This window comes from Lachnoclostridium sp., assembly GCF_031997925.1.
Taxonomy (GTDB): domain Bacteria; phylum Bacillota; class Clostridia; order Lachnospirales; family Lachnospiraceae; genus Lachnoclostridium.
In genome coordinates this window covers 32,640-42,991 of record NZ_DAMADT010000038.1, presented here as the reverse complement: position 1 = coordinate 42,991, position 10,352 = coordinate 32,640, and the positions used below count along the sequence as shown (strand labels likewise).

8 protein-coding genes are annotated in these 10,352 nt (G+C 34.9%); 1 reads left to right on the top strand and 7 read right to left on the bottom strand.

Translation table 11 applies throughout. The annotated features are described in order from the left end of the window. The 7 genes from RTP52_RS18040 to alaS form a co-directional block, all read right to left on the bottom strand. Window positions 1–1,054: PhoH family protein (locus RTP52_RS18040; RefSeq protein ID WP_312104418.1), on the bottom strand; the 1,054-nt coding region annotated here is incomplete at its 3' end. After that, entirely contained in the window at window positions 1,029–2,312 is a 1,284-nt protein-coding gene (locus RTP52_RS18035) for a sporulation protein YqfD (protein ID WP_312372779.1), read from the bottom strand. The genes RTP52_RS18035 and RTP52_RS18040, both read right to left, overlap by 26 nt. 37 nt (window positions 2,313–2,349) lie before the next feature. Next, window positions 2,350–2,733: a YabP/YqfC family sporulation protein gene (locus RTP52_RS18030; RefSeq protein ID WP_312104414.1), complete on the bottom strand. Its 384-nt coding sequence runs from the start codon at window positions 2,731–2,733 to the stop codon at window positions 2,350–2,352. Between the two features lie 291 nt (window positions 2,734–3,024). Continuing rightward, window positions 3,025–3,690, bottom strand: coding sequence for a P-II family nitrogen regulator (locus RTP52_RS18025; protein WP_312104411.1), 666 nt, complete (start codon window positions 3,688–3,690; stop codon window positions 3,025–3,027). Continuing rightward, window positions 3,683–5,173, bottom strand: a complete 1,491-nt coding sequence (locus RTP52_RS18020; protein WP_312372778.1) for a DUF1538 domain-containing protein — start codon at window positions 5,171–5,173, stop codon at window positions 3,683–3,685. Before RTP52_RS18020 ends, RTP52_RS18025 begins: the two co-directional genes overlap by 8 nt. Before the next feature lie 338 nt (window positions 5,174–5,511). Continuing rightward, window positions 5,512–5,688 (bottom strand): 30S ribosomal protein S21, encoded by a 177-nt coding sequence (gene rpsU / locus RTP52_RS18015; protein WP_012200629.1) that lies wholly within the window; start codon window positions 5,686–5,688, stop codon window positions 5,512–5,514. Window positions 5,689–5,928: 240 nt separating this feature from the next. Then, window positions 5,929–8,568 (bottom strand): alanine--tRNA ligase, encoded by a 2,640-nt coding sequence (gene alaS, locus RTP52_RS18010; protein WP_312372777.1) that lies wholly within the window; start codon window positions 8,566–8,568, stop codon window positions 5,929–5,931. A gap of 1,169 nt (window positions 8,569–9,737) precedes the next feature. On the opposite strand from alaS, the gene RTP52_RS18005 reads away from it, so the two are divergent. Continuing rightward, window positions 9,738–10,352 (top strand): hypothetical protein (locus RTP52_RS18005; protein ID WP_312372776.1); only part of this gene is annotated, 615 nt, incomplete at its 3' end.

Sequence of the window (10,352 nt, the reverse complement as noted above, 5' to 3'; positions counted from 1 at the left end):
ATTTTTTCTTGATGATAGCCTTTTTTGTACGTTTTTTCTTATCAATCTCGGTTATTTTCACGCCTCTGTTATCTGTAGGATTCGCACCTCGTTTGTCATTTCTTTTCTCAAATTCATCGTATGCCTTTACGATCTTTTGTACTAACGGATGACGAACGACATCCTGACTGGTTAAATAGGAAAATCCGATATCATCAATCTTCCCTAGCACTTTCATCGCTACATCAAGGCCAGATGCCTGCCCTGATGGTAAATCCTTTTGCGTCAGGTCACCAGTTATAATTACTTTAGATCCAAACCCAATTCTTGTTAAGAACATTTTCATCTGCGCTGGAGTCGTATTTTGAGCCTCATCTAAGATAATAAAGGCATTATCTAACGTACGTCCTCTCATATAAGCTAATGGGGCTACTTCAATCAAACCTTTTTCGGTATTTCTTAAATAGCTTTCTGGACCCATAATCTGATACAAAGCATCATACAAAGGTCTAAGGTAAGGGTCAACTTTACTTTGCAAATCACCTGGTAAGAATCCTAATTTCTCTCCAGCTTCAATTGCAGGCCTAGTCAAAATAATCTTACTAACTTCATCATTCTTAAACGCATTAATCCCCATTGCCATTGCAAGATAAGTCTTTCCAGTACCTGCTGGACCGATACCAAAAACTATCATCTTCTTTCGAATCTGATCTACATATGCTTTTTGGCCTAGGGTTTTTGGTTTGATCGGTTTACCATTGATGGTATGACAAATCAAATCTTTATCAATTTCAACTATCATATCCTCCTTATTTTCAAATCCCAAGGAGAGTGCATAGTTTACATTTTGTTCTGTAATTGTATTTCCTCTTTTTGATAGTTCTAGTAATTTCAAAAATACACTTTTTGCTTTATTCACACTATCATTATCGCCAATGACTTTTAGCTCGTTGTTTCTGGTGATTATGGTCACGTTTAATGTTCTTTCGATAATTTTTGCATAAGCATCGAATTGACCAAAGATATTTTGTGTGTGCTCCATTGGTATATTAATTATTGTCTCCACTATGCTCATCCGTTTCTAACACCCTCCACTCGCTGTCATTGATTGGGTTATAATCCCACGCAGGCTCTTCCACAATAATTTTACCTGCACTTTTGCATGTACCGTTTTCCACTTTAACATCTACTCTCTGTTCTAAAATAGTAACACCTTGATTTGTTAATTTTTCTAAATAACGAAGTAACCGTTTATTTGCTAAAGTGGTCGCTTCTGTTTCCGAAAAAATTGCTTCTTCTATATTGTACTCAGAAATAGTGGTTTTCATAAAACTAATTGGAAGATAAAAATTCCGTACTAATTTTAAGGTACTAGCTTCCGTAATTATATCATAGTTAGTATAGGAATTTCTAGGCATATGGGAAAAAATTTTTTTACCGAACAAAGTAATGGAATAACCGTTTTTTTTATGATTCGTATACACCGGAAAAGTATATTTTAAAGGGAAGGAATCCTCATATTCAAAATAAGTACGTAGACTAATATCTCCATCTGCTAACACTGTTTTATTTTCAACCAAGGTTTCCCCATCTGCAACCACTGGCACTACACCAGATATTAGGATGTCACCTTTTTTTACAACACTACCAAGCTCTACTTTTGGTGTCCCGCTACGAACAACAATATAATTCACAATTCCATCTTTCGTAGCGACCAGATGAGCTGTATTTAACGAAGTTTTTTTTGTTTCAGAATTTAATTTTGGAAGTACTGTTTCAACGATACGAACAATCAATCTTGTTCCTTTGATCTCCGCTGATACCCAACCAATATCTGAAATGTCCCTACGGATATTTTCTTCGATCCTCGGACATTCAATCGACTTAATCTTAACACCGCTGTACACTCCAGTTGTTTGCAAATATTCCATCAGTTGTTCTTCTGTATGCTTATATCCTCCTTCAATACTGATGTCCCAAATGTAAAGAGACATGGTATATACTAAAGCGCAAAAAAGTAGTATACCTAAATAGTATACTTTTCGTCGTATTACATGTCTTAAAAAGAAAGGAAAACCATGACGTTCTTTTATGTAGGGCACTGCTTTCGCCTTCCGTACCAGAGGCCTTAATTCACGATAGTCTTTTAGGAGTATATTGCAATAGATGACATCTTTTTCACCCAATTGCTTTTTATTTTTATTAACCCCGTAACTTAAGCCCCATAAAACAATGCCCTTCCCGCTGCATAAATTTATCAAATGCTCTGGGGAACCACCTGCCATCATAATATATAAGTATCCTCTTAACCAACGAATCAACCGTTTCAGCAAATAAATCACCATACCTTTCATACCGTATTACTTAAGTTTATGCACCTTGTTGGTAATATACGCTATGAATGATTCCAGTAACCTTTAATTCTTCCTTCGTATAATATGTAATCTTTAGATTCTTCCCTTCAATACATAGATTGCATATTTTTGTTGATATCTTAATCTTTTCGCCTGTATACTCAATTATCTTTCTATGGTTTTCAATACTGATAGAATTCCTTCCATTGATCGTTACAATCGGTGCACCAGCTATGATATCCGGCGGTAGCATCAGGTTCTGAGATATAATTTCCAGATAACTAATGCGTTCCGCTTTTCGTTCTTTCTCTTTTTGTTTACATAAATCGTAGAGTTCTTTATTTGCTTTGCCTTTATATTTATCATGATTGGATTTCACGGGTTTTTCTTTAAAAAACATACCATACCTCCTAAAAAACACTTATGTTCACTATAAGATATGAATATGCTGCTTGTTAGTATTCGTTACGTTTGGGACGATTTTATGGGAATCCAAGTCATTTCGATTTCTTCGTCATCCTAGACTTCCTAGGTCACAATCAATCTCTTCTCCATAAAAATAGCTTATATACTTAATATTTTTCATTCTTAAGTATATAAGCCACTATTGTTAATCCTAATATTTTTATTTTCCTAGGTTGCTATAAAAATTTTTAACTCTTATTCATCACTAGAATATGATACGCCTATATTAATATAACCCAAATGTTTTTGAAACATCTAATACAAATAATACTCCCTTACCAGGATCCTCTATCTGAATACATTCACTGATTGATTTCACTATTGCATCCGTTGTACCTTCTTCTGAAAGAATAAGTACAATTTCTTTTTCCGGTTCTATATCCATATGGAATAATTTTTGCGTTTCATGGATTCCTGAACCTCTGGCATTAATTACGGTCCCACCTTTGGAACCAGCTTTTTGTGCTGCCTCTATCACATCTTCTGCTTTACCTCTTTCAACTACTGTGAAAATCGAATTATACATTGTTTTTTCAACACCTGCTCTTTCTCTATCTTTCTTGTAGATACAGCCTCTTGAACCTATAAAATTAGCAACATCCATGATAAAAGCAATACCATGACGCGGCTTATGAAATTCAAATTCTGTGCTGATAATTTCAGCAGCATTTCGTATCACAGATTTTTCTCCAACCATAAGAATGATTTCTTTACGAATATCATTGATCTCTAAAAATTCTAATATACGGCTTTTAATTGTACCATACCCAAGAAAAACGGTGCAACCTATTATCCCATGTTGCTTTGCAACTTTCATTACCTTCCCTGCTTGACCATGATTTACAATCACACAAAGGAGTTCGTAATGTTTATTTAAATTTGCATCATCCATCTACATTAATTCCTTTCTTCTTCGAATATACCTTGTATAAAATACCAAGTATTTGTAATGCAATCAAAGGTGTTAATGCAACCAATGCAATAACTCCAAATCCATCGATTAATATATCAGCGTGATCAACTGCATCTGCTGCACCTTGAGTAAATGCTAAGATAAAAGTCGCTGTCATTGGACCAGATGCAACTCCGCCAGAGTCAAATGCAATACCAACAAATAATTTTGGTGTAAAAAATGTCATAATACAAGCTATTATATATCCAGGCAGTAAATAATGCCACAACTTTATTTCTGGTATTAAGATTCGAATTACAGAAAGTGCTACCGCACCACCAACACCAATACATAAGAACATTAACACAGTTTTTCTCTTAACAAAGCCACTTGTAACTGTTTCTATCTGACGATTTAATACATATACTGCAGGTTCCGCTAAAATTGTAACTAGACCAAGTACAAAACCAACTATCACAATGATGCTTTTATTTTCTAAAGAAGCAAGCTCATATCCAACAACTTTACCGACTTCCATAAAACCAGCATTCACACCAACTAAGAATATAACTAATCCAAAGAAGGTATAAAGGATTCCTTTGAATATCTTATGCAGTGATCTTCTTGGTAATTTGAATGATATAATTTGAAAGAATACAAAAATAATTACAATTGGAAGAAGCGCAATCATTACTTCTTTCGCAAGTGTAGGAAAAACGTCAAAGAACGGGCCTAAAAAGCTATTACTAATAACTTCTTCACTTTCAATACTTGCTGTTATTTTATCTGTTTTTACTAAAATACTCATAATCATTACAGATAAAATCGCTCCTGAAGAAGCAATTGCTACCAAGCCGAAGCTATCTTTTTCTGATGCTTTACTATCTTTCTTTAACGTAGAAACACCAATGGCTAAAGCCAATATAAAAGGAACTGTTAATGCTCCGGTGGTAGCACCTGACGCATCAAAAGAAATGGCTAAGAACTCAGCAGAAGTAAAGAACGATAAACCTAAGATTACCAAATATATTACAATTAATATCTTATATAACGGAATGTTATAGACAATACGTACCAAGCCAAGGGCAAGCATTACAGCGATTCCAATAGAAACAACAATGAGAATTACTGACTTCGATATCAGTCCCGAAGTTACAAATTCTACCTGACCTGCCATAATATGAAGGTCTGGTTCCGCTACTGATACAAAGAATCCAAGAAGTAATCCGGCTGCTGCAATGATCCAAATCTTCTTACTTTTTACGATTGCAGATCCCATATGAGAACCTATTGGTGTTATTCCGATATCCACCCCAACAAGCAGTACTGCCAATCCTACTATAATAAGTAATCCTCCTAACAAAAATCTACCAAATACTATTGGCTCGAGAGGCGTTAATGTGAAATTGAGTAAAACTACAATTAGTGTAATAGGTAGAACCGAGAATAGTGCCTCCCTCATTTTTTCAACTAGCGCATTCAATAGTCTTTCACTTCCTTTCAAAAATTTAGAGCACATATATATGAAAAAGTACATGTCTGAACTTTACCTTGTCATGATAATTTGTAAGCCTCCTTACAATCTAATTCAGATTACAAGGGGGCTTATTATCACCACATGAAAGGCAATTTCTGTCTCTATATGCTTATTATACAATTATATGAACTCTTTTATTAATCTTAACATAAATTAATATGAAGCAAAAGGAAAAAATAGAAAATTTTTATTAAATTTCTGTGAAGAAGGAATACAATCCGAAAAACAACATGTTTTTTGCAAAAAAAATACCCCAGTCTAATGACTGGGGATTCTTGCACATATTATTTAAACTTACGCTTACGAGCAGCTTCAGACTTTTTCTTACGCTTTACGCTTGGTTTCTCGTAATGTTCTCTCTTACGAATCTCCTGCTGGATTCCGGCCTTCGCACAGTTTCTTTTGAATCTGCGGAGAGCGCTGTCTAAGGATTCGTTCTCTTTTACGATTACATTTGACATAGACTCACACCTAACCTCCCTCCAGTTGTGAATTGTGCTTTTACAACTGTTTGGGTATTTTTTGAATAGCACTACAAAGATTATAAAGGGAGACAGCTTAAATGTCAATACCTTTTTGCTATTATTCTGCAAGTTCTTCTTTTATTTGTACCTTATAGCACCATCTTCCAGTTGTTAAAATATGCACTTTTTATAGAATTTGTTCTATTAATTGTATTAATAATTGAGAAAATACTAACATTATTTAATCTGATTTCCCACAACAGATACCGCTTTTTCAATTGCTGCATCAATTCCAGATGGATTCTTTCCACCTGCCTGCGCCATATTTGGACGACCACCGCCGCCACCGCCAACTAAAACAGCAACTTCCTTAATTAAGTTACCAGCGTGAGCACCCTTTGCCATAGCTCCATCCGTTGCCATCGCAATTAAATTAACTTTGTCTTCACTCGCAGAAGCTAAAAGAATAACACACTCACCTAATTTATCTTTTAACTGGTCTCCAAGGTTACGAAGTCCGTTCATATCAGCATCAGTTACCTTAGAAGCTAAGAGCTTCACGCCCTTTACCTCAACAACCTGATTCATTACATCACCTAAAGAATTATTGGCAAGCTTAGCTTTTAATTTTTCATTTTCAGATAAAGCTACTTTTAACTCTTCTTGTAAGCTTTCAATTCTCTTTATTAAGGAAGTTGGCTCTGTCTTAGCTACTTTCGCAGCTTCATGAAGCTCTTCTTCCATTGTTTTATAGTATTCAAATACAGCGTTAGAGGTAATTGCCTCAATACGACGTACACCAGCTGCAATACCTGCTTCCGATAAGATCTTAAATACAGTGATAGAACCTGTGTTAGCTACGTGAGTACCACCACATAATTCTTTACTGAAGTCTCCCATCGATACTACACGAACGCTATCGCCATATTTCTCACCGAATAATGCCATCGCACCACTCTTTTTAGCATCTTCTACACTCATTACATCTGTTACAACTAAAATGTTCTTTGCGATTTCTTCATTTACCATAGCTTCCACTTTAGCAATTTCTTCCTTGGTTAAAGCAGAGAAATGTGTAAAGTCGAAACGAAGTCTTTCACTTGTTACAAAAGAGCCAGCCTGCTCTACATGAGATCCAAGTACATTACGTAGCGCTTTCTGAAGAAGATGAGTTGCACTATGGTTCTTACCAATAGCCTGTCTTCTCTCGGCATCAATGGTAAGTGTTACAGTTTCTCCAACCTTAAAGCTGCCCTTGGTTACTGTACCAACATGGCCAACCCTACCGCCTTTTAACTTGATGGTATCTTCTACTTCAAACTCAGCATCCTTCGCCACGATTACACCGATATCTGCAGTCTGTCCACCCATTGTTGCATAGAATGGAGTTTCATCAACAATAATAGTTGCTGCCTGTCCACCTACTACTTCATCTGTTAAATCAGTTTCTGTAGTAAGAACTGTAATTTTAGAAGTGTGGCTTGTTCTATCATAACCAACAAAGTTAGACGTAATTGTTGGATCAATTTCATCATAAACGCTTGCATCAGCACCCATGTAGTTTGTTACTGCACGTGCACTTCTTGCTGTTTCACGCTGAACCTGCATTGCTTTCTTAAAGCCTTCTTCATCAATTTGAAAACCTTTTTCCTCTAGGATTTCCTTTGTTAAATCTAATGGGAATCCATAGGTATCATATAATTTAAATGCATCATCACCACTTAAAGTCTTAGTTCCGTTGGAAACTAATGCATCTTCCATCTCAGATAAGATGCTAAGACCCTGGTCGATTGTCTTATTGAATTTTTCTTCCTCAATTGTTAGTACCTTAAGGATGTATTCCTTCTTCTCTTCTAATTCCGGATACCCGTCTTTTGATTCCGCAATTACAGTCTTGCTTAAATCTGCAAGGAACTTGCCCTCAATACCTAATAATCTACCATGTCTAGCTGCTCTACGAAGTAAACGACGTAATACATATCCTCTTCCTTCGTTTGATGGAATAATACCATCTGAGGTCATAAACGTTACAGAACGGATATGATCTGTAATTAAGCGGATAGAAGCATCCTTCTTTGGATCCACTTTATACTCTGCGTTTGCCATCTTACATACATGGTCACGGATTGCTTTCATCGTATCGATATCAAATAAGGTATCAACATCCTGAACTACGACAGCTAGACGCTCAAGACCCATACCAGTATCGATGTTTTTATTCTCTAATTCTTCATAGTTGCCATTGCCATCGTTATTGAACTGAGTAAATACATTGTTCCATACTTCGATGTAACGGTCACATTCACATCCTACGGTACAATCTGGACTACCACAACCGTATTTCTCACCACGATCATAGTAAATCTCAGAACATGGACCACAAGGACCTGCACCATGCTCCCAGAAGTTATCTGCCTTACCCATACGGAAAATTCTTTCTGGAGCTATACCAATTTCTTTATTCCAGATCTCAAATGCCTCATCATCTTCTAAATAAATAGATGGATATAAACGGTCCCCACTAAGACCAACAACCTCGGTTAAGAATTCCCAGGACCAAGCAATTGCTTCATGCTTAAAATAATCACCAAAAGAGAAGTTACCAAGCATCTCAAAGAAAGTACCATGTCTTGCTGTTTTACCGATATTTTCAATATCACCAGTACGAATACATTTTTGGCAAGTTGTTACACGCTTTCTTGGTGGAATCTCCTGTCCTGTAAAATAAGGCTTTAACGGTGCCATACCGGAGTTAATTAATAATAAGCTCTTATCATTTTGTGGTACTAAAGAAAAACTATTCATCTTTAAATGCCCTTTGCTTTCAAAGAAGTCTAGGTACATCTTTCTTAGCTCATTCACACCATATACTTTCATGGTTTGTCCTCCTGTTAGTTTCTATCTTTTTTGTGCCATCATGAAACGATGGCTTTTTTATTGTGATTTACTATCACGGTCATGAAATCCTGCAGGAAATACCTTCTACTCCGGCTAGGATACACATTCTTTATTCTTTTTTGTTGAAAGGTCGTTATTTCTATTTGATATTAACAGTATACGACAATATCCCACGGTAATAATCGCATCCTTTCGAACATACACCAATGATTAATTATAAAGATTTTACAGTCTTTTGTCAACTTGAAATGCCCAGTAAATCAAGGAATCCGTGCATTTCTAGGGCTTTTCTAGCTTAACCGAAAAACGCCAATACCGCAATTTAGATAAGTATAACTTTATTACTATTTAGAAGAATAGAAAAGGCACATCAATTAGAAGTATTTAAATGCTTCCCTTTCGTAGCCACTCTGGTTCGCATCATCATCTAGTTCCACATTTTTACCAATATACCCAGATACGTCTAAATAAGTATACACAAGAAAAGCACCTAGAATTCTAAGTGCCTTTTCCATTACATTTTATTATCTTTTCTAGAGTATTCTATCCCCATAATTATTAATTTAACTAATAAAAACATTATGGATATAAAGATTGAAATCGTCATTTCTATTTTCTGCTTACATCTTTCTTATTTTCCAATACGCTCTATACTGGCCTCTTTCTTCATCCGAGAGCCTAGAATACGTTTCATAGGAAATATTGCATGGTAAAAGGCTATGATTACAATGAAGACAGACCGCCTTACTCCGTTTTGATACTAGTCTATAATTATAACAGATTGGACAGATGTAAACTTTTAACATGGGTATGTCTCCTTTCTAACAATACTAAGTATAATAAATATGGTATATTTTGTAAATAGTTTTCAACATATTTCTAAATACTTTTTTTCACCATGATAGAATCCTCATAAAAAGGTGAACTATGATACTATAATATATATAGCCATATTAAAAATTAATTAGAGTTATTGCATGAGCTTTTTGATCATTTATAATGTGTATATACCTAATTAAAAGAAAACCCTACATCAGAATGCATGGACATGTGGTCTTGTATTTGACTTTATGGAATACGATATTATTATTACAAGTGGTAAATCAACGTGGAGAGAGCTGTTAGAAATGTAGGAAGGTGATTATATTATGGGGACAATATACATCAAAAAAACTGATCCAATAAGTAAGATTAAAACTGCTCTTATGAGTACAGGTAATACAGTCAACTTTGAAAAAGCGACTTATAAAGTAACTGAACTCTTGTACTTTAATAGTAATAATATTTTGAAATTTAATGGCTCAACTCTTCAAATGGCAGCTCCTATTCATAATATTTTGATGTCATATACAACACCTAATACAACAGGTTATAGCGGAGTTAGTAATGTTCAAATCTTCGACTTAAGAATAGAGCAGATGTATAGTAAATATGGCGCTTGTAAATGTAATGGATTAACATTATGGCATTGTAATAACATTTCTTTATATAATTGTGATATTGAAGATACTATATACTTTCATGGATTAGAGATTAATGGTTCTAATCATATTACTATTGAGAGTTGTAGACTATTAGGATATATCGCTGATAAAAATGCTAACTTTAGAGAATTTTCACAAATTGATTTTTCAACTGAGTCTGAAATTTTTGTTCATAAAAGTGGGTCTAAGTGTTATGACAATACTGTATGTAAAAATATTAAATATATAAATTGCGAGTTTGGAAAATCAAAGTCAAGAAAAAGCGCTCCATATTGTATA